18 protein-coding genes are annotated in these 25,119 nt (G+C 71.2%); 4 read left to right on the forward strand and 14 right to left on the reverse strand.

Translation table 11 applies throughout. The annotated features are described in order from the left end of the window. Positions 1–24 precede the first annotated feature (24 nt). The 5 genes from ACPXBU_RS15245 to ACPXBU_RS15265 form a co-directional block, all read right to left on the reverse strand. Complete coding sequence (locus ACPXBU_RS15245; protein WP_425758506.1) at positions 25–849, reverse strand: AfsR/SARP family transcriptional regulator; 825 nt, start codon at positions 847–849, stop codon at positions 25–27. Between the two features lie 303 nt (positions 850–1,152). Next, the gene (locus tag ACPXBU_RS15250; protein WP_425758507.1) at positions 1,153–1,782 is read right to left on the reverse strand and encodes a VOC family protein; all 630 of its coding nucleotides are present in this window, start codon (positions 1,780–1,782) and stop codon (positions 1,153–1,155) included. A 63-nt stretch (positions 1,783–1,845) separates the two neighbouring features. Beyond that, positions 1,846–3,027: an MFS transporter gene (locus tag ACPXBU_RS15255; RefSeq protein ID WP_425758508.1), complete on the reverse strand. Its 1,182-nt coding sequence runs from the start codon at positions 3,025–3,027 to the stop codon at positions 1,846–1,848. A 134-nt stretch (positions 3,028–3,161) separates the two neighbouring features. Continuing rightward, complete coding sequence (locus ACPXBU_RS15260; RefSeq protein ID WP_425758509.1) at positions 3,162–4,046, reverse strand: pyridoxal-phosphate dependent enzyme; 885 nt, start codon at positions 4,044–4,046, stop codon at positions 3,162–3,164. 194 nt (positions 4,047–4,240) lie between these two features. After that, positions 4,241–5,059 carry an SAM-dependent methyltransferase gene (locus ACPXBU_RS15265; protein ID WP_425758769.1) on the reverse strand — a complete coding sequence of 273 codons (819 nt, stop codon included), beginning with the start codon at positions 5,057–5,059 and terminating at the stop codon, positions 4,241–4,243. Positions 5,060–5,287: 228 nt separating this feature from the next. Between ACPXBU_RS15265 and ACPXBU_RS15270 the strand changes: the two genes are divergently transcribed. Beyond that, positions 5,288–8,080: a BTAD domain-containing putative transcriptional regulator gene (locus ACPXBU_RS15270; RefSeq protein ID WP_425758510.1), complete on the forward strand. Its 2,793-nt coding sequence runs from the start codon at positions 5,288–5,290 to the stop codon at positions 8,078–8,080. A 78-nt stretch (positions 8,081–8,158) separates the two neighbouring features. Continuing rightward, entirely contained in the window at positions 8,159–9,727 is a 1,569-nt protein-coding gene (locus tag ACPXBU_RS15275; protein WP_425758511.1) for an alpha/beta hydrolase, read from the forward strand. Positions 9,728–9,841: 114 nt separating this feature from the next. Here the strand turns inward: ACPXBU_RS15275 and ACPXBU_RS15280 are convergent, their stop codons facing one another. Together ACPXBU_RS15280 and ACPXBU_RS15285 are read right to left on the reverse strand one after the other, a co-directional pair. Further along, positions 9,842–11,008, reverse strand: coding sequence for a hypothetical protein (locus ACPXBU_RS15280; RefSeq protein ID WP_425758512.1), 1,167 nt, complete (start codon positions 11,006–11,008; stop codon positions 9,842–9,844). After that, positions 11,005–11,517 carry a SigE family RNA polymerase sigma factor gene (locus tag ACPXBU_RS15285; protein ID WP_425758513.1) on the reverse strand — a complete coding sequence of 171 codons (513 nt, stop codon included), beginning with the start codon at positions 11,515–11,517 and terminating at the stop codon, positions 11,005–11,007. The genes ACPXBU_RS15280 and ACPXBU_RS15285 overlap by 4 nt, the downstream gene beginning before the upstream one ends. A gap of 205 nt (positions 11,518–11,722) precedes the next feature. Here ACPXBU_RS15285 and ACPXBU_RS15290 point away from each other — a divergent pair, with 205 nt between their 5' ends. Beyond that, positions 11,723–12,646, forward strand: coding sequence for a hypothetical protein (locus tag ACPXBU_RS15290; RefSeq protein WP_425758514.1), 924 nt, complete (start codon positions 11,723–11,725; stop codon positions 12,644–12,646). Positions 12,647–12,692: 46 nt separating this feature from the next. Here ACPXBU_RS15290 and ACPXBU_RS15295 read toward each other — a convergent pair whose 3' ends face one another. The 6 genes from ACPXBU_RS15295 to ACPXBU_RS15320 form a co-directional block, all read right to left on the reverse strand. After that, entirely contained in the window at positions 12,693–14,420 is a 1,728-nt protein-coding gene (locus ACPXBU_RS15295) for an IlvD/Edd family dehydratase (protein ID WP_425758515.1), read from the reverse strand. Between the two features lie 61 nt (positions 14,421–14,481). Further along, complete coding sequence (locus tag ACPXBU_RS15300) at positions 14,482–15,366, reverse strand: carbohydrate ABC transporter permease (RefSeq protein WP_393361377.1); 885 nt, start codon at positions 15,364–15,366, stop codon at positions 14,482–14,484. Then, complete coding sequence (locus tag ACPXBU_RS15305; RefSeq protein ID WP_425758516.1) at positions 15,366–16,307, reverse strand: carbohydrate ABC transporter permease; 942 nt, start codon at positions 16,305–16,307, stop codon at positions 15,366–15,368. The genes ACPXBU_RS15300 and ACPXBU_RS15305 overlap by 1 nt, the downstream gene beginning before the upstream one ends. A gap of 79 nt (positions 16,308–16,386) precedes the next feature. Further along, a complete protein-coding gene (locus ACPXBU_RS15310; protein ID WP_425758517.1) occupies positions 16,387–17,694 on the reverse strand; it encodes an ABC transporter substrate-binding protein in 1,308 nt (435 codons plus the stop codon). Between the two features lie 136 nt (positions 17,695–17,830). After that, positions 17,831–20,014: an alpha/beta hydrolase gene (locus ACPXBU_RS15315; RefSeq protein ID WP_425758518.1), complete on the reverse strand. Its 2,184-nt coding sequence runs from the start codon at positions 20,012–20,014 to the stop codon at positions 17,831–17,833. 154 nt (positions 20,015–20,168) lie between these two features. Further along, complete coding sequence (locus ACPXBU_RS15320) at positions 20,169–21,185, reverse strand: LacI family DNA-binding transcriptional regulator (protein ID WP_425758519.1); 1,017 nt, start codon at positions 21,183–21,185, stop codon at positions 20,169–20,171. Between the two features lie 691 nt (positions 21,186–21,876). On the opposite strand from ACPXBU_RS15320, the gene ACPXBU_RS15325 reads away from it, so the two are divergent. Then, positions 21,877–23,400: an alpha-N-arabinofuranosidase gene (locus ACPXBU_RS15325; RefSeq protein WP_425758520.1), complete on the forward strand. Its 1,524-nt coding sequence runs from the start codon at positions 21,877–21,879 to the stop codon at positions 23,398–23,400. 95 nt (positions 23,401–23,495) lie between these two features. Here ACPXBU_RS15325 and ACPXBU_RS15330 read toward each other — a convergent pair whose 3' ends face one another. Then, on the reverse strand, positions 23,496–25,070 hold the full coding sequence (locus ACPXBU_RS15330; protein ID WP_425758521.1) for an alpha/beta hydrolase-fold protein: 1,575 nt from the start codon (positions 25,068–25,070) through the stop codon (positions 23,496–23,498). Between the last annotated feature and the right edge of the window lie 49 nt (positions 25,071–25,119).

Genomic DNA, 25,119 nt, shown 5'->3' on the forward strand with positions numbered 1-25,119 from the left:
CTCACCGCGCGGCGTCGCCGCGCATCACGTGGTGGTGGCCGCCCGTGCCCGGGCGGGTCCTTCGGGAAGAGGGCCGGGCGCCGCAGGCGGGCCCAGGTCGCCGCGCAACATCGAGGTGTACGCGGCGAGCAGCGCGGGGGTCGGCTCGACGCCCAACTCGGTCGCCAGGCGGGTACGGAACGCGCCGTACACGTCCATCGCCTCGCCCTGCCTGCCGGTCTGGTACAGGGCGGTCATCAGCATGATCGTCAGCCGTTCCCGCAGGGGATACTCCGTCTGCAACGCGATGAGCGCGGGGATCGCCCGGTGGCAGTCGCCCAGCCGCAGGTGCAGCTCCAGTCGGTGTTCCAGGCAGACGACGCGGCGTTCGAGCAGGTGCTGGCGCCGGCTCTCCGCGTACGGACCGGTCAGGCCCGCCAACGGTTCGCCCGCCCAACTCCGCTCGGCCTGGGCCAGGAGCGCCACGGCCCCGGCGAGGTCGCCGGCCGTCTCGGCGGCAGCCGCCCGTTCCACCGCCTCGTCGAAGTCCGCGACGTCGGTCCGGGCCGAACCGAGGCGCAGCCGGTAGCCGATCCGGGAGCTGTCGATCGAGGGGCCGTCGTGGCCGACGCACGCCGCCTGGAGTGTGCGTCGCAGTCGATAGATGTACGGCGGAATCAGCTTCGTGCCGGTCGCCGGGGCCCGGCCGCCCCAGACTCCCTGCAGGATCGACGCCGGTGTGACCACGCGGTCCGCGTTGAACAGCAGGATCGCGAAGACCGCCTGTTGCCGGACGGGCCCGAGGTCGAGCCACTCGCTGCCCACCTCGGCGTGCAGCGGGCCCAGGGCGAGAAACCGTACCCGCGTCACGGCATCGCACCGCCCGCACCAGGACTCGTCATCGAGGTCTCCTCCCTACCGGCGGCCGGGGAACCGCGCACAGGCGACGAGGCACGGCACGCCGCCGGAGTCGGCTCTGAGGCCGGCGGTGCCGCTTGGATCGAAGAAGATCATCGTGTCGGGGGGATGGTAGGGCGCTCGGCGTACAACCCGCGTACATCGCCCGTACGAACCGCGCGCAGCGGGAGGCACCCGCTCACCGCGCAGCGGAGACGGTGCTGCCGGTGAGTCGTCACGAGGACTCACCGGCAGCGGGCTGGGCCTACCGCGGGCTCACTCGGGCGGCGTGGCCCCGGACTGCTCGCTCACCAGGTACGCCGCGTACCAGTCGGGCCAGTTGTCGTCATGCTCGCCCGTACGTTTCTCGTGCTCGCCGTGCGCGGCGGCCGCGCGCCGCAGCGCGCTCGCCAGGTCGCTCGCGGAGCCGAACGACGTGAGACCGCCCTCGATGCGCCCGGGAAGCCTGGTGGTGATCTCCTGCATCAGCCAGGTGTTGCCGTCCGGATCACGCAGCGTGGCGCGCGAGACGTAGCTGCGCCGCTCGGGGTCCAGCCCGTCGACCGGTCCGTCCGGGGTGACGTGGAAGACGTCGCCGACCTCGACGCCCGCGGAGACCAGGGCGTCGTGGGCCGCCTCGATGTCGGAGACGATCAGGTACGCCGAGGCCGAGCCGGGCGCCGCCGACGTGAGCCCGGCGCCGAACTGCACCGAGCAGTCGGAGCCGTGCGGGGTGAGTTGGACGATGCCGGGCGGCGTCTGGTCGAGCCGCCACCCGAGGCGCTCGTAGAACGCCTTCGCCCGGTCGACATCCGACACCGGGATGACGATCACCTCAAGCTTCAGGTCCAGGCTCTCGACGCGCGAGGTCGTGCTCGCGTCGCCCTGGGCAACCTTCGGGCTCATCGCCGCCCCCTTCCTGATCAGCACGCTACTGGTTGGGCCCCTGCTCGACCCGGCTTTCCGGCATCAGCCCGGCGTGGTCCTGGTGGCCCCGCGCAGCCCCAGCAGGGCGACCAGGGCGAGGAGGATGACGGCGACGGAGTACTCGTCCGCGGTCCGCGGCAGGCCGCCGGCGTAGACCACGAGGAAGCCGGCGATCACGGTGGGGAGACCGAAGCCGACGTAGCAGACGACGTAGAGCACGGACAGCACGCTGGCGCGTTGGTGCGCCTCGACAAGTGGCAGGACCGTCTTGAGGCTGCCCTGGAAGCCGCTGCCGAAGCCGACACCCCCGAGCGCGAGGCCGACGAAGAAGACCGGGATGGACTGCGCCGTGACCGCCACCAACGTGACGATCATGCCGAGGATGAGCGTGACGATCCCGGTCAGGATCACGGTTCGGGCGGCGGTGTCGCGCTGGAGCAGAACGGCGACCGAGCCGAAGACGGCGAAGACGAAGAGGACCAGACCGCCGACCACGATCGACGTGTTCATGAGGCTGCGGACCAGCGCCGGGCCGAGCGCGCCGAAGAACCCGGCGAGCGCCCAGACCGCGAACAGCACCGGGATGACGACCAGGACCGGTTGGCGCACCGAGCGGGGCAGTGTGATGTCCGGCCGCAGGCTGCGTCGGGCTCCGGCCATCGGCGTGACCGTCTCCGGCATCAGCGCGACCCCGACGGCCTGGATCAGCAGGATCACGAGCAGCACGACGTACACCAGTCGCGTCGGCGCGGGCAGGAACTGGATGAGCAGCGCCGAGAGCAGGGCTCCGCTTCCGGTCCCGATACCGGGTGCGATCGAGTTCGCGAGCGTGCCCCGGGCACGGTCGATGTCGAGCATGGCGGCGCCCACGGCGCCGGTGGCGGCACCGGCGGCCAACCCCTGGACGAGACGGGCGACCAGCAGGGCGGGAACGCCGTTGGCGACGATGAAGACGACAAGCGCGAGCATCTGCACCGCGATCGCGACGGCCAGGACCGGCCGCCGACCGACGTGGTCGGACAACCTACCGAACGTGAGCAGCGATACCAGCACCGCGAGCGCGTAGACGGCGAACACCACTGTGGTCGTGACCGGGGAGAAGTGCCAGCGTTCCTGGTACACACCGTAGAGCGGGGTCGGTGCCGCCGACGCGGCCAGGAACGAGACGAGGATCGACGCCAGCAGCACCAGGGAGACGGACGGTGCGAGTCGAGCCCGTCCCATCGCGGCATGTCGATGCTCCTCGGCGGCGTGGAAAGCGGTCAGCCTGGGCGTTCCGCCGGCCCCTGGGGCCACGACGGCCTACCCGGTTGACGCCGGCACATGCCAGCTCAGCCGGGTGCCGCCGCTCGTTGCCCCTACAGCTCCGGGTGGCCGAAGAGTCCCGGCAGCCCCCCGCTGTGCAGGAAGACGACCTTGTCGCCGCGCGGGAAGCTGCCGGCCAGCAACGCCGCCATCGCCCGACCGGTGTACGTCGGATCCAGGAAGACGCCCTCCTCGCGCGCGGTCGTCTCCAGCGCCGCCCGAGCGCCGTCGGTGAGCGTGCGGTACCCGGTGCCCACCTGGGAACCGTCGATCCGCAGCGCGTCCGGCTCGACCTCGCCGTCGAGCAGCCCGGCGACTGTCGTCCGAGGGTCCGGCAGGGCACCGACGTCCACGCCGACCACCCGCTCGGCACCCAACTCCCGCACCAGGCCGGCCATCGTGCCACCCGAGCCGAGCGCCACCACGACGTCGGTCCCGTCGAGGTCCGGCGCCTGGGCCCGCAACTCCCGAGCACAGTCCACGTAGCCGTGGACCGACGCGGGCGAGGTGCCGCCGAACGGGATGAGGTAGGCCGATCGTCGCTCCGCCTCGGCCGCCACCACCTCGGCGAGCGGACGATCATCACTCCAGACGATCTCCGCGCCGGCGAGCCCGTCGAGCAGCAGGTTGCCTCGCCGGCTCTCCGGACGCGAGCCGGCGAGCACCAGCACGCAGGAGAGGCCGAGCCGCGCGGCCGCCGCCGCGGTGAGCCGCGCGTGGTTGCTCTGCTGCGCACCCGAGGTGACAAGCGTCGTGGCGCCGGCGGCGATCGCCTGGGCGCAGGTGTATTCCAACTTGCGGATCTTGTTGCCGCCTCCCCCGAGGCCGCCGAGGTCGTCGCGCTTGAACCAGAGCTCGGCCAACCCCAGCCGGGCCGCGAGCCGGGGCGCGGCCTCCAGGGGTGTCGGCCACGTGCCGAGGGAAACGGGAGTGATCACCCGTGCAGCTAATCACCCCCAAGCCTCGGTCGCTGCTGACCTTCACGAAGCGTGACGGTGACAACTGCCCGGAGTAGCCTGCCAGTGGCGGCCGGCCCGGATAGAGGCCAGCGGGCCGCCAATCGGGTCCTCTACCCCCGAAGGCAGGCTCACTCCCCGCCCGGACTCGACGACCTCGCGGGCGTCCGAGAGTGCTAGCGCTTGCGGCCCACCCCGCCGAAGGCGTCGATGTCGGCGGGCGTGTCGACCCCGTTGTCGGGTCGCCACTGCGGGCACGGCACGACGCCCGGCTCCACCAGCTCCAGGCCGTCGAAGAAGCCGGCGATCTGGTCCGGCGAGCGAAGCGTGTACGGAACCGCCCCGCTGTCGTTGTAGTCGTCCTGCGCCTGCTGTATCTCGGCGCTGATCAGGCTCGTGCCGTCGTTGAGGGAGAGGTAGCTGCCGCCGGGCAGCGACGCCAGCAACTGCCGCGTGATCGCGCGGGCCGCCTCGTAGTCGGGCACGTGGCCCAGCACCCCGCTGAGGATGAGGCCGATCGGTTGCCCGAAGTCGAGCGTCTTGCCGGCCTCGGCGACGACCGCGGCCGGGTCGTGCAGGTCGCCGTCGATGTACGCGGTCCTGCCCTCGGCCGTGCCGACGAGCAACGCACGGGCGTGGGCCAACACCAGTGGATCGCTGTCCACGTAGACGATCCGCGCGTCCGGTGCGATCCGCTGCGCCACCTCGTGGGTGTTGTCGGCCGTCGGCAACCCCGTGCCGACGTCGAGGAACTGCCGGACGCCCGCCTCGCCGGCGAGAAACATGATCGAGCGGACCAGGAACTGCCGGGAGGCGCGGGCGACGTCGACGACGCCGGGGAAGACCTGCCGGTACTGGTCGCCGGCTTCGCGGTCGACCGCGAAGTTGTCCTTGCCGCCGAGCCAGTAGTTCCAGATCCGGGCCGAATGCGGCACCGACGTGTCGATCTTCTGCACCGCTCCGGCCTCGGGCCGGTCGGTCGCCTGCGAGTCCATGGTCACGACGAATCCCTCTTCCGAATCGCGGGCGCGATGTCGTAGCGGGGACAGCCTCGTCGAGGACACGGTCGCCCCGCGACCGTGCCACCGTATATAAGGCAACGAATCGATGCCACCCCGAGGCGGCGCCACACGGGAGCGGCCGCACCCGTCGCCGGTCGACATCGGGCGGAGGTCAGGCCGTACGGTGGGGTGATGGCCCGGCGTGACGGGGGGAGGCCAGCGATGCGATATCACCTGCTCGGGTCGGTCGAGGTGTGCTCCCCTGCCGGGCAACGGCTGGCGCTCGGCACGCCGATGCAGGTGCGCCTACTGGCCGTCCTGCTGTCGCAGCCGGGCAGCGCGTGGTCCATCGACCAACTCGTCGACGAGCTGTGGCAGGGCCGTCCGCCGAAGACGGCAGCCGGCAACGTGAAGACCTACGTCTGGGCGTTACGCCGCGCGTTGCGGTCCCCGGGCGCACCGGACCCCGCCATCGAGGCCGGAGCCACCGGTTATCGTCTCGTCCTCGAGGAACAGACGTTGGACAGCGTCGCCTTCGACGACCTGGCCCAGCGCGGCTATCACGCGTTGCGGCAGGACCGCTGCGCGGATGCCCTGCGGGCGTTCGAGGCGGCGCTGGCGCTGTGGCGGGGCGAACCGTTCGCGGGCCTCCCCGGCACGGGCGTGTTGCTCGCCGTCCGGACCCGGCTCGAGGAGCAGCGGTCGAGTCTGTTGGAGGAGGTCGCGGACCTCCACCTGCGCGCCGGCCGGCACAACGAGCTGATCGAGCCGCTCCGCAGGCAGATCGACGGGGATCCGCTGCGCGAGCGCCCCTGGGGGCAACTCATGGTGGCCCTGGCCCGGGCCGGACGGCGGGCGGACGCGCTGACGACGTACCGGCGGCTACGCCGACTCCTGGCCGAGGAGGTGGGAGTCGAGCCCGGCGCCGATCTGCAACGGCTGCACACGAGCATCCTGCGGGCCGACCGGGAGGTGTCCACCTCCGGGGCACGGCCGCCGGAGGGACAGCCGCCACGGATCGTTCCCCGGCAGTTGCCCGCCCCGCCGACGTTGTTCACCGGCCGGACCCGCGAGCTGGCCCGACTCACGACGCTGCTGCTCGACGACGCCGACCCGGCCGGCACCGTCGTCGTCACCGGCACCGGCGGCGTCGGGAAGACCTGGCTGGCGCTGCGCTGGGCGCACGACAGCCTGCACCACTATCCGGACGGCCAACTCCACGTCGACCTGGGCGGTTTCGGCACGGCGACACGGGAGGCCGCACCGTCCGCCGTCGTCGTCCGGTCGTTGCTGCCCGCCCTGGGCGTCAAACCCCTGGAGATACCCGCCGAACCGGCGGCCCAGTTCGCCCTGTACCGGAGCCTGACCGCGGACCGACGGCTGCTCGTGCTGCTCGACAACGCGCGCGACGCCGAACAGGTCCGGCCGCTGCTTCCCGGGTCCCGCCGGTGCGGCGTGATCGTGACGAGCCGCCACACGCTGCCCGGCCTGGTCGCCGCCGAGGGCGCCCACACCGTCGCACTGGACCTGCCCAGCACCTCCGAAGCACGCCAGTTGCTCGTGCGGCGGCTGGGTGCGCGGGCCGCCGCCCAGCCGGCCGCCGTGGACGAGCTGGTCAGCCGTACCGCGCGGTTGCCCCTCGCGCTGTCCATCGTGGCGGCGCGGGCCGCCGCCCGCCCCACGTTCCCACTCCAGGCCATCGCGGATGATCTGGCCGCGCCCAGGGGCGGGCTCACGGCCCTGGCCACCGACGACGCCGCCACCGACCTGCGTACGGTGCTCTCCTGGTCGTACCGTCTGCTCGGTCCGGACGCGGCCCGGCTGTTCCGGCAGCTCAGCCTGCACCCCACGGCGGACCTCAGCGCGGCGGCGGCGGCCAGCCTCGCCGGGGAGCCGCCGCACCGGATCCGGCCGGCGCTCGACGAGCTGACCCGCGCGAACCTGCTGTCCGAGCAGTCCCCCGGCCGCTTCCGCTGTCACGATCTGCTCCGGGCCTACGGCGAGGAGTTGACGGACACCCACGACTCCGCGGCCGGCCGCAGAGCCGCCCGCACGCGCGTGTTCGACCACTACCTGCGCGCCGTCCGTGCCGCGGCGAGCCTTGTCGATGCCAGCCACCAGCCGACCGATCCGCTGCCCGCCGACGTGGCGCCGCCGGCGTTCACCGACCACCGGTCGGCGCTGGCCTGGTTCACCATCGAGCAGGAGGTGCTGCTGGCCGCCGTCGACGAAGCGGGCGCCCACCGCTTCGACGCCCACGCGGGGCAGCTCGCCCAGGCCCTCACCCCCCTGCTCAGCCGGTTGTCGCGGTGGCACGACCTGAGCGTCGTACAGACGGTCGCGGTCGCCGTCGCCCGACGCCGGGGCGAGCCGCGCGCCGAGGCGGTGGCGCACCGGGACCTCGCGCTGGCACACCTCCAGCTCCGCCGGTACGCTGCCGCCCGCCGCCACCTGCGCAGCGCGATGGCGCGGTACGACACGATCGGTGACCGGCCCGGGCAGGCGAGCATCCACCTGTACCTCGCCTGGGTGTACGACATCGAGGGCAACCCGCGGGAATCGCTGGCGCACGCCGAGGCGGCGCTGGCGCTGTCCAGCGACGGCGACGACAAACGCGGCGCGGCCGCCGCGCTCAACGCGATCGGGTGGGGCCACGCCCGGCTGGACGAGCACGTCCGCGCCATCGCCTACTGTGAGCAGGCGCTGGCACTCCACGCCGAGGTGCAGGACCGGGTGGGCGAGGCCCACACCTGGGACAGTCTCGGCTTCGCCCATCAGGGTCTCGGGGCGCACCCGACTGCGGCGGACTGCTATCGACGTGCCCTCGCGCTGTATTCCGACGCTCAGGACCAGTGCGGACGGGCCGAGACACTCGTGCGGCTCGGCGACAGCCATCGGGCGGTGGGTGACCACGACACGTCGGTAGACCTCTGGGGCCAGGCGCTGGCGATCTTCGACCGGCTCGGTCACCCGGACGCCGAGGAGCTGTCCGAGCGGTTGGCGACCGCGCGCTGAGCGTCGCCCGTGGACCGCATCCGGACCGGCATGGATCCGGCATGGATCGGTCGTCGGCAGGCTGGGCGAATGCTGACCATGAAGAGACCAATCCTCTGGCGACGCGGCGGGGTCGACAATCGACGCCCACCACGTGTCCGTCGCCTGTCGGCCGCCGCCGCGGTCCTCGTCGCCCTGTCGCTGAACGCCCCACCGGCGTTCGCGGTCGCCACGCCCGCGTCGTCCGGCGGCACCGGCCCGGCCACCGGTTCGGTCGTCGGCAGCACCACCGGCGGGTGGAACGGCCGCATCGACTGGCGGGTGTGCGCGGACCCCGCCGACGATCCGGGTACGCGATGCGGGACCCTGCGCCTGCCTGTCGACTGGGCGCGGCCGGGAGGGGAGACCTTCGAGCTGGCCCTGGCCCGCCGTCCCGCCGCCGACCCGGCCGCCCGCATCGGCGCCCTGGTCTTCAACCCCGGTGGCCCCGGCCTGTCCGGGGTGGACGTGGCGCTGACGGCCGCCGGCCAGCTCGGGCCGGACGTGCTGCGCCGCTTCGACATCATCGGCTTCGACCCCAGGGGTACGGTCCGTAGCGCGCCGGTGCGCTGCTCGTCGGCGTTGCTGGCCCGGCACCCCTCCCTGGCGCCCGCCACCGCGGTGGAGTTCGAGCGACTCCGCGCCTACAACCGTCAGTTGCGCGAGGACTGCCGCGCGCAGAGTGGCCCACTGTTCGACCACCTCGACAGCGTGAGCGTCGCCCGCGACACGGACGCCATCCGGGCGGCACTCGGTGAGCGCCAGCTCAGCTTCTACGAGTGGTCCTACGGCACCCTGATCGGGCAGGCCTACGCCGAGCTGTTTCCCGACCGCGTCCGCGCACTGGCCATGGACAGCGTGATGGACCACAGCCAGGGGGTCCGGGAGTACTTCCGCGGCGGGGCAGCCAGTAACGAGGCCCTGTTCCACGAGTTCGTGAGCTGGTGCGAACGGACCCCGAGCTGCGCGCTGCACGGCCGCGACGTGCCGGCGCTGTACGACCGACTGATGCGCCGCGCCGACGCCGGCACGCTCGTCGACGCGGGCACCGGCGACACGCTCACCTGGTTCGAGCTCGGGTTCGCGACGTTCGTCAACTTCTTCGACGCGACCTGGACGGACCTCGCGAACATGCTTCTCGCGTTGGAGCGGGGCGAGCCCGCCGCACTCGCGTCCCCGATGGTGCCGGCCGAGGGCGAGGGCCTGACCGAGTACGCGCTACCCGCGTTCTGCCAGGACTGGTCGCTGCCCGTCGACGGGTTCGCCGAGTGGAACCGGTATCTCGGGCTGTCCCGTGCCGAGGCGCCGCACCTGCGGGCCTCCCCGCTGGCCGTCCGCTTCGCCGCGATCTGCCTGGGCTGGACGGCGGTCAACCCGCAACATCCGCTGCGGGTGCGGACGAGCACTCCGGTGCTCCTGCTCAACGGGCGCTACGATCCGGCCACCCCGTACGACGGGGCGCAGCGGGTGGCGCGCCAACTCGGCGCGTACGGCCGCCTCCTCACCTACGAGGGGTCGGGCCACGCCAGCTACCCACGCACGGAGTGCACCCGCAGGAGCGTCGACAGGTACCTTGTCGATCGAGTCCTGCCGCCGGTCGGCGCGAGCTGTCCGGCCGCCCCGGCCTGACACGTCGGGTCGTCCGGGCGAGTGTCGCCGACGACGTGACACCAGGGTCGGCGTCGAGGCTGCGGGCCTCGGCGCCGACCCGGTGTTCGCGGGGGCGGGTCGTCTGCGCGGGCCTCAGGCGCAGCGCCACACCAGCGGCCGGTGCTCCTCGTTCTCGTAGACAGAACCGACCACGGTCCGGCCGTCGTCACTGATCCCGTTGGCCGAGTACGTGCCCGCCTCGGTCGAGGAGACCTCGGGCCGTCCCGGCAACCGGAGCGACGTGCCGTCCGCCGCGACGATCACCGGCGCGCCGTCGTCGACCAGCAGGTCGCCGTTGCCGGCGATCCCGTTCGCCGACGGGTACGGCAGCAGGCTCGCCGCCCCGGTCGTGAGGTTCCACCGCACCGGCAGCATCTGCACGCTCCCGCCCTGCTTGGCGCCGGGGACCATGCCGACCGCCCAGGTGCCGTGTGCGGAGTCGACCGAGGCGTGCTGGGAGCCCTCCGGCAGCGCCATCACGGCCCCGGCACCCTGCGGCGTCCACCGGTAGGGCACGTCGCCCATCGTGCCGACGACAGTGCCGTCCTCGGTGATCCCGGTCGCCGTGGATCCCGGCCGGCCGAGGAACCGGTACTGCTTCGGGCGGTTCACGGACCACAGCACGGCACGGTGCGAGTCGTTGGCTCCCCGGGCGGTGCCGACGATGTCACCCCGGCCGTTCACCGCGTGCACCAGGACCCCGTCGTAGCCGGGCGGGGTGGTCAGGAAGGCCAGCGTCCCACCCCGGTATACCCAGCCGGTGCCGTCGCCGTTGGTGCCGACCACGTACCCGTCGGCGTTGACCGCGGCCCCGTGCTCGGCGGCGGCCGGCAGGACCGCGGCCCGGCCGTCGGTCCACAGCACGACCCGCCCGTCCTCGTTGCCCGTGCCGATGTCACCGACGATGTGCCGCCCGGTGGGGTCGACACCTGTCGCCACCGCCACCGGACCGTTCATCGGCCGCGGCAGCACGGACGCCGCGCAGGTGGGCGACCTGGCCGGCGTGGTCGACACGGACACGGTCGGGGACGCCGCGAGGGCCGGCGGGACCGGAGCGGGCTCGTCGGCGGCCCCGCCGAACTGGACGGTGCCCACGGCGCCGAGCCCCGCCAGCACCGTCACCGTGGCGAAGGCGCCGGCCCGGCGGCGCTGTCGGCGACGCCGGCCGTCGCGGATCGCGCGGTCCAGGTCGACGCGCGGCTCGGGGACCGGCGCCGATCGCAGCAGCGCGGCGATGCGCTCGTCGTCCAACGTGGTCATCTCGAATTCCCTCCGGCCATCTCGGTGACGTCGAGCACCTGGCGGATCGCCGCGAGCGCCCGAGCCGTCTGCGACTTCACGTTGCCTTCGGAGCAGCCCATCGCGGCGGCCGTGTCGGCAAGCGACAGGTCGCCCAGGAACCGCAGGACCAGCACGGTGCGCTGGCCGCGGGGCAGGTGGGCGAGCGCGGCGACCAGGCTGTCCCGCTCGGCCACCTCGTCGTGCGGCAGGACCTGGCGCTCCGGCTCGGGCGTCGACCCCAACAACCGGACCTTCGACCAGCTCAACCGCTTCTCGTCGACGAGCTTGTGGACGAGCATCCGGTGCACGTACGCGTCGACGTTGTCGGCTCGGCTGACCTTGCGCCAGTGCACGTACAACGCCGTGATCGTCTGCTGCACCACGTCGTCGGCCAGATGGGCATCGCCGCACATCAGGAACGCGGTCCGATGCAGGCTCGGCAGTCGCGCGGACACGTACTCCACGAACTCCCGCTCGGCATCAATCATCGAGGCTCCCTCCTCCACACGCTCGACGGGTTCGGACGACCGCCGGGTTGCGTCCGGGCCGAGGTGCGGCGGGATGCCAGGTCAGCGGCGGTGACCGTAGCAGCGCGTGTGGCCATCGGCGTAAGGCTCGGCTCCCCCTGGCGAGGGAGCACCCTCCCCTGTCGGCGGGGTTCTCCCCCGCCGTGGCAGCGGCAGGATCGGACGCATGGCGACATCACTCGCCCGCAGGACGGGCCACGGCCTGACGTACGCGGTGCTCGGCTGGGCTGTGGCATACGGGGGCGTGCGTCTGGCCTGGGCCGTCGGCGAGACGCCGGAGTTCCGGCAGTTCGGCTCGGACCTGCTGGTGTTCACCGGTTGGCGGTCGGTGGCGTTGTGTCTCGCCGCCGCCGTCGTGGCGGTCGCGCTGGATCGGGTGCCGACGTGGCGGCCGGTGCTCGCGGGAGCCGCCTGGGCGGTCACCGGGGCGCTTGTCGCGGCCGCCGCGATCCTGCTGCCGGAGCTTGTGGGTTTCCTGCTGTTCACGGTCGGCCCGCACTTCGACCCGACGGCGTTCGCCAGCCGGCTGGGTTGTGTGACCGGAGCGGCCCTGCTCGGCCTGGCCACCGCCCGCTATCAGCGGCGCACCCGGGGCGACTGCCCGCAGTGCTGCCGGACCGTCCGGCCCGGTCACCGACGCGCGGCGCCCGCGCGGTGGGCACGCTGGGCCGCGTACGTGGCGGTGGCCGGTCTCGGGACGCGCTTCGCGGCACAGGGCATGGTGGGCGGCCTCGCCCAGAACGCCGCCGTGATCGGGCTGGAGGTCGGCCTGTTGCTGGCGGGAGGGCTGTTGCCGCTGGCGCTCGTCCACCGCTGGGGTGAGGTCTGGCCGGGGTGGGTGCCGCTGCTCGCCGGCCGCACGATCCCCCGTCTGCTGCTGCTGGTGCCCGGCTTCGGGCTGGGGGCGGGCATCGTGGCGTACTTCGGCATGGGACTTGTGCAGTTGGTGTCCGGCTCGGCCAGCGAGTTCTCCGACACGTTCCTCTGGGTGGCGATGTCGGCGTACTGGGTCCTGGGGCTCGGTCTCGTCGTGGCGTCCGGCGACTACCACCTGCGTACCCGCGGGGCGTGTGCGGCCTGCGGACGGTGACGGGAGCCCCGGCCGCGCGCCGGGGCTCCCGTTTCGCCTGGAACGGTCAGTGCGAGTGGCGGGGTACGGCGCTGCCGCTGCCACCGACCAGAAAGTCGAGGTCCGCGCCCTGGTCGGCCTGGAGAACGTGCTCGCTGTAGAGCCGTGACCACCCCCGGTCGGCCGTGCGCGGCGGCGGCTGCCAGGCGGCCCGGCGTTGGGTGAGTGTCGCGTCGTCGACCAGGAGGTCCAGTCGCCGCGTCGGGACGTCGACGCGGACCAGGTCGCCGGTGCGCACCAGCGCGAGCGGACCACCCACGGCGGCCTCCGGTGCCACGTGCAGGACACAGGTGCCGTACCCGGTGCCGCTCATCCGGGCGTCGGAGATCCGCACCATGTCCGTGATGCCGGCGGCGAGCAGCCGTCGTGGCATGGGCACGTTGCCCACCTCCGGGAAACCGGGATAGCCGCGTGGGCCGGCGTTGCGGACCACGATCACCGTGTCCGGGGTGACGTCGAGGTCGGGATCGTCGGCGGCGACGACGTAGTCCTCGATCCGGTCGAAGACGAGCGCCGGCCCGGTGTGTTGGAGAAGGTGCGCGGAGGCGGCGGAGACCTTCAGCACGGCCCCGGACGGCGCGAGTGACCCGCGCAGCACCACGGTGCCCGAGCCGGCGGGTTGGAACGGCTCCGCCAGGGTGCCGATGACCTGCCGGTTCCAACACCGCACGCCGCTGATGTTGTCGGCGACGCTCTTGCCGCTGACGGTGACGTGGTCCATGTTGAGCAGGGCGGCGATCTCGTTCATCACCGCGGGAACGCCGCCGGCGTAGGCGAAGTCCTCCATCAGGTACGCCCCGGACGGCATCAGGTTGACGAGCATGGGCACGTCGGCGGTGAGGGTGTCGAAGTCCTCCAGGGTCAGCGGGACGCCGAGGCGTCCGGCGATCGCCAGCAGGTGGACGACGGCGTTCGTGGAACCGCCGATCGCGGCGTTCACCCGGATCGCGTTCTCGAACGCCTCCCGGGTCAGCACCGTGGACAACCGTTGGTCCTGCGCGACCATGTCGACGATCCGGCGGCCGGCGGCCTGCGCGAGCGCGTATCTGCGCGAGTCGACAGCCGGCACGGCCGCCGCTCCCGGCAGTTGCACGCCGAGCGCCTCGGTCACGCAGGCCATCGTGGAGGCGGTGCCCATGGTCATGCAGTGGCCCCGGCTGCGGGACATGCCGACCTCCGCCTCCGCGCAGTCGGCCGCGGTCATCCGGCCGGCGCGCTGCTCCTCGGTGAAGCGCCAGACGACGGTCCCCGACCCGATGTCCTGACCCCGGAACTTGCCGTTCAGCATCGGACCGCCGGTGATCATCAGGGTGGGCAGGTCGACGCTCGCCGCGCCCATCAGCAGGCCGGGGGTGGTCTTGTCGCAGCCGGAGAGCAGCACCACTCCGTCGAGGGGGTTGGCGCGGACCGACTCCTCCAACTCCATGGCCAGCAGGTTGCGGTAGAGCATTGTCGTGGGCCGCATCAGGGGCTCGCCCAGGCTCATGGCGGGGAACTCCAGCGGCAGGCCGCCGCTCTCCCACACGCCGCGCTTCACCGATTCGGCCAGGTCGCGCAGGTGGGCGTTGCAGGGTGTCAGCTCCGACCAGGTGGTGGCGATGCCGATGACCGGACGACCGTCGAAGACGTCGTCCGCGAAACCCTGGTTGCGCATCCAGGAGCGATGGATGAACCCGTTGCGGCCCTCCGCACCGAACCACTGCCCGCTGCGCAGCGGACGATCCGTCGTCGACATCAGCTCACCTTCCTGTCATCCGTGCGGCCGCGTGGGGTGCGCGGCGATCGAGGGGTGGCACCTACCGGAGGCCGCCGACGGACAGGCCGCCGCGCCAGTGCCGTTGCAGGCTGAAGAACGCGATGATCAGTGGGATCACGGAGACCAGCGAGCCCAGGATGATGAGGCTCCACAGCGAGGTGCCTCCGGAGTTGTTGGCGGAGGCGATGCCCTGCCAGAGGCCGAGGCCGACGGTCACCGGGAACAGCCGGTTGTCGGAGAGCATGGCCAGTGGCAGGAAGTAGTTGTTCCAGGACGCCACGGCCGACAGCAGGAGCACGGTGACCACCGCGGGGCGCATCAGCGGGAGGGCGATCTGGACGAAGGTGCGCACCTCCCCCGCGCCGTCGACACGCGCCGCGTCCAGCAGCTCGTCGGGTACGGCGTCGCGCGCGTACACGTGCATCAGGTAGACGCCGAACGGATTGAGCAGCGACGGGAGGATCACCGCCCAGACCGTGTTGGTCAGGCCCAGCCGGGAGAACATGATGAAGGTCGGGATGACCAGGGCGGTCGCGGGCACCATCAACGCGCCGAGCACGACGGCGAAGCTGAAGCGCCGGGCGGCGAAACGGTACTTGGCGAAGCCGTAGCCGGCCATCACCGACAGGACCGTGGCGCCGATTCCGCCGGCTATCGCGTACAACGTGGAGTTGAGGATCCACCGCAGGTAGATGCCGCCGTCGTAGGTGAAGAGCTGCCGGAGGTTGCCGACATAGTCGATCTGGTCGGAGAACCACATGGTGTTGCCGCCGCCGAACAGGCCCGGCGCGTCCTTGGAGCTGTTGACGACGACCCACCAGAAGGGTACGAGGAAGTAGATCACCATGAAGCCGAGGAGGATCTGCAGAGGCAGGTAGCGCTGCGGTCGGCGGGGGCCGGCGCTGACGCTTGTGCGGTTGGCCATCAGAGGAAGCTCCTCCGCTTGCGGGTGAAGAACAGGAACGCGTACACGCAGATGAACACGATGCCGCCGAGGGCGAACGAGATCGCCGATCCGTAGTTGAAGTTGGCGAGCGCGAATGCCTGCTGGTACGCGTACATGTTGGGGGTGAAGTCCGTCCCGATCGTGCCGGCGGCGAGGTACCGCAGGATCTGCGGTTCGTTGAAGAACTGCAGGGTGCCGATGAGCGCGAAGACCAGGATGAGGATCAGCGCGGGCGCGATCAGCGGGATCTTGATCCGCAGCGCGACCTGCCATCGCCCGGCGCCGTCCATCCGGGCGGCCTCGTAGAGCGTCGGGTCGACGCCCTGCAACGCCGCGTACAGGATGATCATGTAGTAGCCGACCCACTGCCAGGTCACGACGTTGAGCAGGCCGTAGAAGATCAGGTTGCTGCTCAGGAAGTCGGGTGCGGTCGCGCCGAACAACCCGAAGATGTCGGTGAGCGGGCCGAAGCCCTTGCTGTAGAGGAACCCCCACATCACCGCGCCGATCACCGTGGGGATCGCGTACGGCAGGAAGATCATGAGGCGGGAGAAGCGCGCGAACAGGGACGTCACCGAATCCAGGATGAGCGCCATCGCCAGCGCGATGGCGATCTGCACCGGGATGGCGACAAGGGAGAAGCGGATGACGAACCACGCCCCGGACAGGAAGCTCGGGTCGGTGAACGCCTTCACGTAGTTGTCGAAGAGGACGAAGCTGGTGCCGCCGATCAGCTTCTTCTGAAAGAGGCTGAGGTAGAGCGCGTAGCCCAGCGGCGCGATGAGGAACGCCAGGAAGACGATCGCGAACGGCCCGACGAAGAGCCACCCCATCAGGTGTTCGCGGAGGTGCACCTTGCCACGGATCTTGCGCTTCTCGGTGCGGGTACGCGGTGTGCGCTGCTCGGTCAGGAGTGTCATCTTTGGTCTCCGGGACGTGGACGCTGCGGGAGTCGCGGGTGGGCCGGCCGTCGAGCGGCGGCACGGCCCACCCGTCCGGTCACTGAACGGTGAAGCCCTGCTCCTTGGCGTACTTCGCCACGTCCTCCTGGAGCCTGTCGGCGGCCTGCGAACCGGTGACGGAGCCCTTGATGATCTCGCTGATCTGCTTGGTCATGGCATCGAGGTAGTACTGACCGAAGGGTGCGTAGGCCACGCCCTTGTAGGCCTGGGCGGCGGGAAGGTAGACCTCCTTGTTCGCCTGCTGGCCGTCGAAGAACGCCACCTTCAGGTCGACGAACGCGGGATCCTTGAGCGCCGTGAGGTTCAGCGGGAAGATGATCTGGTTGGTCCAGCCGTCGGTGAGCGACTCCTTGTCGGCGTAGAGGCCGTAGGCGACCTTCGCCGCCAACTCCGGCTTCTTCGCCTGCTTGGTCACCGAGAAGGCCGACCCGCCCCAGTTGACCTGCACCGGGTTGTTCGCGTCCCACTGCGGCAGCGGCGCCACCGCGAACTTGCCGGTGTCCTGACCCTTGCCGACGCCCGCGCCGGTGAGATAGCCCGGCGCCCACGCCGCCGAGATGTACGTCGCGTAGTTGCCGTTGATCACGCCGGAGATGTACTCCGGGACGAACTGGTCCTGCGTCCCGACCAGGCCCTTCTTGGCGAGGCCACCCCAGTAGTCCAGCACGTCCTTGGACGCCTGGTCGTTGAGCTTCACGCCGATCGACTTCGGCTGCGCCGGATCGAAGGTGAAGGGCACGGCGCCCTTCTGGATCTGCAGCGCCATCAGGACCGCCGGGACGTTCGCGCCGAAGTCCCCGAACAGCGGGCCACCGGCGTCCTTCACCTTCTGCGCGGCCTGCTCGTACTCGGCCCAGGTCTTCGGTGGGGTGATCTTGTACTTGTCGAAGACGTCCTTCCGGTAGATCATGCCCATCGGGCCACCGTCGACCGGGACGCCGTAGACCGCGTCGCCGACCGACACGTCCTTCCAGGCGCCCTCGCCGTAGTTGGCCTTGACCGCGTCGAAGCCGTACTTCTTGATGTCGACGAGCGCGCCCTGGATCTGGAAGGTCGGGATCCGGTCCGCCTCGACCATGATCACGTCGGGCGCGCCGGTGCCCGCCGAGATGGCCGTCTGGAACTTGTCGTACTCGTCGCCGCCCTGCCCGACGTTCGTCCAGCAGACCTGCACGTCGTCGTGCTGCTTGTTGAAGTTGTCGACGACGAGCTGGGTGTTGGGGTACCAACCCCACATCGTCACCACCGGCACGTCCTTCTTGGTGATGGTGTTCGTGCAGTTGCTCGCGTCGCTACCCCCCTCGTCGGAGGAACAGCCGACGAGCCCGGCCCCGGCCGCGAGCATGGTTACCGTGGCGAGTATTCGTTTCGTCCTCAAAGACGTTCTTCCCTTCGGCGATGGCGGTGCGACAGTTTCCTGCTCGGCGGGCGCCACCGGGGCAGGAGGCCCTCCCCCGGGTGACGCCGCCGAAGACGTGCTCCTAGCGCTTGAACAGCCGCGGCGCCAGGTCGATGAGGTTCTTCTGCCACACGTCCCAGCCGTGCGGCCCGGGGGTCACCCCGTCGAACTCGTAGCGGATACCGAGGTTGTCGAGCGTGGTCAGGGACGCCATGAAGCTCGGGTAGACGAAGTCGGTCTGGTCGCCGACGTACAGGCGCAGCATCTTCGTGCCGCTGTTGATCGCCTCGACGTCGACGCCGGTGCCGCTGCCGAACCCGGCCGAGAGCGCCGCGACGTAGGCGAACTCGCCCGGGTAGGCCCGCAGCACGCCCAGCGCCTGCCCACCGCCCATCGACAACCCGGCGATGGCCTGCTGGGACGACTCACTGGAGATGTGGTAGCGGGCGCGGGCCGCCGGCACGATGTTCTCCAACAACTCCCGGTTGAAGTTGGACGAGTTGCCGTTGCCCATCACGACGACCATGGGCGTCAGGTCACCGTCGAGGAACTGGTGGTCGAGGATCTGCTTGGCGCGCCCCATCTCGACCCAGTCGGTGTAGTTCTGACCGCCGCCGTGCTGGAGGTAGAGAACGGGGTACGGCTCGGCCCGATCCGGGTCGTACCCGGGTGGTGTCCACACCAGAGCCGCGCGGTCCTGGCCGGCCACCGTGCTGGGATAGGTCATGCTCTCGACGGTCCCGCCCCGCCCGGCGGGCACGTCGGTCAGCAGACGGGCGCCCGGCCCGGGGACGAGGAAGGTGCTCCACGTCGGTTCCGTGGTCACAGTGGTCGGGTTCGAGGTGTCCTTGACCGCGACCCGGTCCACGATCAGCCGGTAGTAGTAGAACCAGGGCTTCAGGGGGCCCACCGTCGCCCGCCACCGGTCACCGTCGCGGCTCAGCGGCACGCGCAGCCAACTGCCGCCCGGCGCGATGTTCGCCCACACGATGACGTGCTGGGCGTCGGTGAAGTCCGGGCCGGTCTCGAACGTGACGAACCCGTCCTTGGTGACGAAGGGCGTCGGCGTGGTGCCGGCCGGCGGCGGAGCGAACTCCCCCCTCAGCGGCCGGTGACCGGGGCTCGGACCGTGGTCCGACACGGGCTGGAACAGCCGCGGCGCGAAGTCGACGAGATTGTCCTGCCACGTCGTCCAGTTCGCGCCGCCGTCCGGGTCGACCCCGTCGAACTCGAACCTGACGTCGGCTCGGTCCAACGCCCTCATCAGTCGATAGGTGGTGTTGTACGCGGGATCCGTCACGTTCCCCGTGTAGAGCCGCAGCATCTTCACGGTGCGGTTGACAGTCGTGGCGTCCTTGCGGTCGATCCGGGGGACCGACCGGCCCGAGAACCAGCCGACGTGGCCGAACTGACCGGGCTTGGCCAACGCCGCCCCGACCGCCGTCGTCGCGCCGTCGGACACTCCCGCGATCGCCTGGTGCGCCGGATCGCGGAGGATCCGGTAGCTGTCGGCGACCGCCTTCCGGAGATCCTTCAACTCCCTGCCGTCCGCGCCGTTGGCATCGTTGATCACGACCACCATCGGCGTGATGACGCCCTCGGCCGAGAGGTTGTCGAGAATCTGCCTGGTGCGGCCGAGGTCGAGCCAGTCGGTGGCGGTCGCGCCGTCGCCCGACTGGAGGTAGAGCACCGGGTAACCCTTCGGACCCTTGGCCGCGTACCCCGGTGGTGTCCACACCAGGGCCGACCGCTGCCCGCTCCTGGTCCGGTAGCTGAGAGTCTCCACTGTGCCGCCGCTGCCCGGCGGCGCGTCGGCCAGCCACCGCGCCGAGTCACCCGCGACGAGGAAGGTGCTCAGGAGCGGATCGGACGCCACGGTTGTGCTGTTCGTCGGGTCCTTGAGGCTCAAGGTGTCGTCGGCGGTGAGCTGGTACTGGTAGAGCCCCGGCTTGAGCGGGCCGAGGATGCCCGACCAGACGTCGCCGCGCCGGGTCAGCCCGAACTCCGCCCAGGCCGCGGAGGGGCCGAGGTTGCCTTCGACGACGACCTGCGACACCGAGCCCAGGCGCTCCTGGACGTACGCGGCCGGGACGGTGAACGAGGCGTAGCGGTCCGGGGAGACCTGCAGCCACGGTGTTTCCGCCGCCGCCGCCGGTTGCGGCACGAACAGGACGGCCGCGGCCGCCAGGACTCCGGCGGTGAGGACCGCCGAGAGCCGACGCACGCCCGGTCGGCGTAGACGCCAGTGGTACGTTGCGGTTGTCACGCTCCACTCCTTTCCTGCGCCGACAGCGGATGCGACCCGCGGCCGGCTCAACTCGTCGGCGGATCTCGCCGTGGGGCTGCGTACACACCTCCTTCGCGGTCCTGCCACCACCGCACCCGAGCGGATCGCGCGGCGCGCCTGGTGTCTGTCACGCTCATGCCGTGCCTCGTGGTGGCGCGCTCGAGCCGCGGACGACGAGGTTTGTCGGCAGCACGACCTGGCGCGGCCCCTCCCACTCGCCGGTCACCAGCGACTTCAACATGCGCGCGGCCTCGTACCCGAGCTGGTACATCGACTGGTCCACGGTGGTCAGGCCCGGCTCGGTCAGCGCCGACTCCGGGATGTTGTCGAACCCGACGACGGACAGGTCCCCGGGGACCGAGAGCCCCAACTCCGCGGCGACCTCCAGCACCTTGAGCGCCATCCCGTCGCTCGCCGCGAAGATCGCCGTCGGCGGGTCCGTCCGGTCCAACAACGCACGCGCCAACGGGGTGGCCGACTCGGGGTTGAAATCCCCCTCGCCGATGAGCGTCGGATCGACCGGGATGCCGGCGTCGGCAAGCGCCGCCCGGTAGCCCTCCTCCCGCGACCACGCCGCCGCCAGGCTGGAGCGGCCCGCGATGAACCCGATGCGCCGGTGACCCAGACCCAGCAGGTGCTCGACCGCAGTGGTGGCGCCCGCGAGGTTGTCGGCCGTCACCGAGGGCGCCGTCGAGCCGCGCACCGGGTCGATGGCCACGATCGGCGTACGGCTCTGCACCTCGCCCCACGGCGTGACGACGATGCAGCCGTCGGTGAGGGTGCCGGACAGGCGGGTGACGTGCCGCTTCTCCCACCCCTCCGAATACGATCCGTAGAGGTCGCTGTTGGCGTAGATGATCAGGTCGAAGCCGGAGCGGCTCAACGCCTTCATCGCCCCCTTGAGCACCTCGGCCGTGTACGACTGGAAGCTGTGCGTCACGAGGCCCAGGACGTTCGTGCGGCTGCGCCGGAGGCTGCTGGCCACCAGACTCGACTCGTAGCCGAGTTGCTCGATGGCCGAGCGGACCTGAGCGATCGTGCGGGCACTGACGCCGTAGTGTCCGTTGACCACCCGCGAGACGGTGGCTGTGGAAACACCGGCAACCCGCGCGACATCACTCATTGTGGCCGGCGCATTGACCTCAATCATGCCGCTCCCTCTGGACTGCAATCGTTATCGGTTACGTTTCCAGGGTGTTGCCAACGTAACCGACAGGGGTTTCGAGCACAAGACCTCCGCGCCTTGCACGACGCCTGGAACACCGTCCTACCAGGACAGTTGGACGGACGCGGCGAGCCGCCGGAGACGCGCACGGATAAGCAGACACCTGTCACTCTCGGTGCCCGAGGAGAACTGCCGATATCTGCGGTGAGCGGCCGGCAGAACGGGGCGCAAAGGACCGTCGGATTCCATTTCACACCACAGCACGGAATGCGCTTGACCCGATAACCGACACAATGCGCGGCGGCCGGGACGCACCCACGCCCGTCGCGTTCGGCCGGGCGTCGCCGGCTCGGCGGCGGCGGCCACCCGGATCGTCGAACATTGATCGCAGGCGGCTGTTCCCTACCGTAAACGTAATCGGTAACGTTTACATAGATCGAGAACGTAGTCCACCACCACCGCGATGTCCAGACCGCACACGGACCCCACCACCCTCGGTTCCGCGCCGCGGCAGCGATCCCCGGCGTCGGGACCTCGCACGAAGGGAGCCCGTCCTGAACCCCCACCTCGACACGACGCCGGCGCACCTGGCCGGCGCCGGACGTCCACTCCCCGACCGTTACGCCTCGCCGGACCGGCCTGCCGCGATCGGGCCGACGCACACCGGGGAGGCGTCGTGAACACCGCACACCTGAGCCTGGACCCGCGTCGACGCGTGGCCCCGGTGCCACCCCGGCTCTTCGGCTCGTTCGTGGAGCACCTCGGTCGCAGTGTCTACACGGGCATCTACGAGCCGGGACACCCGACGGCCGATGCCGACGGCTTCCGGGGCGACGTCCTGGCTCTCGTCCGGGAGCTGGGCGTGACGACGATCCGCTATCCGGGTGGCAACTTCGTCTCCTCCTACCGGTGGGAGGACGGCGTCGGGCCCGTCGACAAGCGACCGGCGCGCCTCGACCTCGCCTGGCACAGCCTGGAGACGAACGCGTTCGGGCTGGACGAGTTCATGCGCTGGCTCGGCAAGGCCGACGTCGAACCGATCATGGCGGTCAACCTCGGCACACGCGGCACCGCCGAGGCTGTCGACCTGCTGGAGTACGCCAATCACCGCGGCGGCAGTCACCTCGCCGACAGGCGTCGCGCCAACGGGGCGACCGACCCGTACGGCATCCGGCTGTGGTGCCTGGGCAACGAGATGGACGGCCCGTGGCAGGTGGGCCAGCGGAGCGCGACCGAGTACGGGCGCCTCGCGGCGCAGACCGCGAAGGCCATGCGCCGCTTCGATCCCGATCTCGAACTCGTCGCCTGCGGCTCGTCACACCTCGGCATGCCCACGTTCGGCAGTTGGGAACGCGACGTGCTCACCGAGGCGTACGACGACGTCGACCTGATCTCGCTGCACGCCTACTACCAGCCGGTCGACGACGACCTGCCCAGCTTCCTCGCCTCCGCCGAGGACATGGACAGATACATCGACGCCGTCACCGCCATCGCCGACTCGGTCGGGGCGATCCGCCGCTCCACCAAGAAGATCATGATCGCGTTCGACGAGTGGAACGTCTGGTACCAGTCCGCCACCCCGTCCACCCCGCCCAGCGGCGAGGACTGGCCGGTCGCGCCGCGGCTGTTGGAGGATCACTACAGCGTGGCCGACGCCGTCGTCGTCGGTGGCCTGCTGATCAGCCTGCTCCGGCACAGCGACCGGGTGACGGCGGCCTGCCAGGCCCAGTTGGTGAACGTCATCGCACCGATCATGACCGAGCCCGGCGGATCGGCCTGGCGGCAGACCATCTTCCACCCGTTCGCCCGCACCGCCCGGCACGCCCGGGGAGCGGTGCTCGACGTGCTCCGCCACGGCAGCACGACGACCACCGACCGCTACGGCGCGGTGGCGGCCGTCGACGCGGTCTCCACCTGGGACGACAGCACCGGAGAGATGACCGTGTTCCTCGTCAACCGCGTCACCGACACCCCGGCCGAGGTGACCGTCGACGTCAGCGGCGCCCACCTGACCGGGATCGTCGAGTGCGTCACCGTCGGCGGCACCGACCTGGACGCCAAGAACACCGCCGACGGCCCGGACCACGCCGCACCGCGACCGAACGACACCGCGCAGAGCGACGCTGCCACCGTCCGGCTGACGCTGCCGCCCGCGTCCTGGACCATGCTGCGGATGCGTGCCGAGCAAGCGACCCCGTGACCGGCTGAGCCGGACGCGCCCCGGCCGCCACTCCTGTCAGCAGGGGTGGCGGCCGGGGTCTTTCCCACCGCACCGGGGAGGCGTCGAGCCCGGTGTTACCGGACGTCGACCGGTGCGCTCCGCGAGGCGTTGAAAAGCTTGTCACCCCGATAGTGGGCGACCACCGGAGCATCGAGTCCACCGCGGACGGTCTTCGTCAGGCGGGCGACACCGTTGTGCACCGGGGCCGACCCGAGGCGGGTGTCACCCGCGTAAAAGTCGACGCGGCCGGAGGGCGCCCTGGTGGTGGTGCTGACGGCGGCGACCGTCGCGGTGGCGGTGACCCTGGTGTGGTGCGAGGCGCCGGCGGGTGCCGACCTGACGTCGAGGCCGGTCGTGGTGGCGCGGAACGTCAGGGTACGCAGGTAGTGGTCCAGCAGCGGACGCCAGACGTGCCAGGTGTGCACGCCCGGCACGTTGTACTCGTCGAGGTCGACGCCGGCAGCCCGCAGGGCCGCCGCGTTGCGCTGCGAGTTCTCGGCGATGTTGCCCAGGCGGTCCTGGAGACCGGTGCCGATCATGATGCCGCCGGCCACCGCCCTCATCCGGTCGACCTGTGCCGGGGTGGCGGCCGGCCCGCCCGCGCTCCAGGCCGCGTGGTAGCCGAACAGGTCGGTGTGGTCGTACATGAGGGTGTAGGCCCGGCTGCCACCCGCCGAGAAGCCGACGAAGGCGCGGTCCTGCGCGCGGGTGGAGACGCGGTAGTTCTGCTCGACGAACGGGAAGATGTTGTTCCGCAGCTCGTCGACGTAGCCCTCGTTGCCGCCGGGCAGGCCGTTGAAGTCGGTGGACACGATCACCATCGGCTCCACGGCGCGATCTCGGATCGCGTTCTCCAGGATCAGGTGGGCCACGCCCTGCATCGTCCAGGCGGTCGAGTGGTCACCGCTGCCGTGACTCAGATACAGGGTCGGGTACGGCGTGGCCCGGTGGGGGTCGTAGCCGTGCGGCAGGTAGACGACGATGTCGTGCACGCCGGGCGGGTTCGTCGACAGCGGCGAGGTGTACCGCCGCGACTCCAACCGGCCGATCCTGGCCACCGGCGCCTGGTAGCCGGTGTCGTACGTCGGGAACCTCCTGCTGGCCGGGACGTAGATCGTGCTGCGAACGGCGCCCGGCGCGCCCGGGTACTGCGGCTGGATCTGCCACCGGTTCGCCGGGTCGTCGTGCAGGGCGCAGCCGGTGGCCAGCTCGTTGGCGCAGTCGTGGGTGAACGCGTAGCGGAACGTGCCGGCGGGCAGCGGCGTGGTGATGGTCCACACCCCGTCGGAACCCTTGCGCAGGGGCAGGATGTGCCACGGGGTCGCCGCGACGTCGCCGGGCTGCCACTCGGCGGGTGGCCGGGCGTCGCCGCAGTCCTGGCAGGAGATGCTCTCCGGCCGGGAGTAGAACCAGTCGCCGTAGATGTGGACCTGCTGGACGTCCTCGGGCGCCCGGTACCGGAAGGTGACCTCGTACCCGGTCGGTGGTGTGTCGGTGCGGGTGACGGTCGGGCCCAGCCGCGCCGGTGGCGCGGCCGACGCCGCCGGGGCGACGACAGTCGTGGCCGCGACGGCGACGGCGGCGAGCAGTGCGAGCAGCGGCCGGCGCCTCGGCGGCGTCGGCAGGGGACGGGGGACTGCGACGGGCATGTTCCTACTCCCTCTTCGGCGTGTGGCAGACCGCGGCGAGCGGCCGGCC

Origin of the sequence: Micromonospora sp. DT231, from assembly GCF_049847025.1 — a bacterium.
Lineage (GTDB): Bacteria > Actinomycetota > Actinomycetes > Mycobacteriales > Micromonosporaceae > Micromonospora.

Coding starts and splice junctions, on each gene's coding strand:
- ACPXBU_RS15250 (WP_425758507.1), bottom strand. CDS start 1,782: ATGAGCCCGAAGGTTGCCCAGGGCGACGCGAGCACGACCTCGCGCGTC.
- ACPXBU_RS15275 (WP_425758511.1), top strand. CDS start 8,159: ATGAAGAGACCAATCCTCTGGCGACGCGGCGGGGTCGACAATCGACGC.
- ACPXBU_RS15285 (WP_425758513.1), bottom strand. CDS start 11,517: ATGATTGATGCCGAGCGGGAGTTCGTGGAGTACGTGTCCGCGCGACTG.
- ACPXBU_RS15255 (WP_425758508.1), bottom strand. CDS start 3,027: ATGGGACGGGCTCGACTCGCACCGTCCGTCTCCCTGGTGCTGCTGGCG.
- ACPXBU_RS15305 (WP_425758516.1), bottom strand. CDS start 16,307: ATGACACTCCTGACCGAGCAGCGCACACCGCGTACCCGCACCGAGAAG.
- ACPXBU_RS15280 (WP_425758512.1), bottom strand. CDS start 11,008: ATGACCACGTTGGACGACGAGCGCATCGCCGCGCTGCTGCGATCGGCG.
- ACPXBU_RS15290 (WP_425758514.1), top strand. CDS start 11,723: ATGGCGACATCACTCGCCCGCAGGACGGGCCACGGCCTGACGTACGCG.
- ACPXBU_RS15300 (WP_393361377.1), bottom strand. CDS start 15,366: ATGGCCAACCGCACAAGCGTCAGCGCCGGCCCCCGCCGACCGCAGCGC.
- ACPXBU_RS15320 (WP_425758519.1), bottom strand. CDS start 21,185: ATGATTGAGGTCAATGCGCCGGCCACAATGAGTGATGTCGCGCGGGTT.
- ACPXBU_RS15330 (WP_425758521.1), bottom strand. CDS start 25,070: ATGCCCGTCGCAGTCCCCCGTCCCCTGCCGACGCCGCCGAGGCGCCGG.
- ACPXBU_RS15270 (WP_425758510.1), top strand. CDS start 5,288: ATGCGATATCACCTGCTCGGGTCGGTCGAGGTGTGCTCCCCTGCCGGG.
- ACPXBU_RS15295 (WP_425758515.1), bottom strand. CDS start 14,420: ATGTCGACGACGGATCGTCCGCTGCGCAGCGGGCAGTGGTTCGGTGCG.
- ACPXBU_RS15265 (WP_425758769.1), bottom strand. CDS start 5,059: ATGGACTCGCAGGCGACCGACCGGCCCGAGGCCGGAGCGGTGCAGAAG.
- ACPXBU_RS15310 (WP_425758517.1), bottom strand. CDS start 17,694: ATGCTCGCGGCCGGGGCCGGGCTCGTCGGCTGTTCCTCCGACGAGGGG.